The sequence below is a fragment of the Oleiphilus sp. HI0061 genome (assembly GCF_001635675.1).
Window position 1 is genome coordinate 1 of sequence record NZ_LWFE01000837.1, and the last position, 419, is coordinate 419.

Below are 419 nucleotides of genomic sequence, written 5' to 3' on the forward strand. Positions count from 1 at the left end.
ACACATGATGCCTCTTGTTGAGGTTATCCGTGGCGAGAAAACTAGCGAAGAAACAATCGCTACGACAGTTGCTTACGCTAAAGCAATGGGTAAGACGCCTGTTGTTGTTAACGACTGCCCAGGTTTCCTAGTTAACCGTATCTTGTTCCCATACTTCGGTGGCTTTGCTGCGCTAGTACGTGACGGTGCTGACTTCCAGCGCGTTGATAAGATCATGGAGAAATTCGGTTGGCCTATGGGTCCTGCTTACTTGCTAGACGTTGTAGGTATGGACACAGCTATTCACGCTGGTGAAGTCATGGCTGAAGGCTTCCCTGATCGCATGAAGAATGAGTTCCGTACTGCGATGGAAGTTATGTTTGAAGATGGCCGCTACGGTCAGAAGAACGACAAAGGCTTCTACACTTACGAGCTAGACC

General features: G+C 48.7%; 1 protein-coding gene. It reads left to right on the forward strand.

The features are described from left to right. A partial coding sequence (locus A3735_RS09995) for a 3-hydroxyacyl-CoA dehydrogenase family protein (protein WP_231882527.1) occupies positions 1–419 on the forward strand: 419 nt, incomplete at both ends.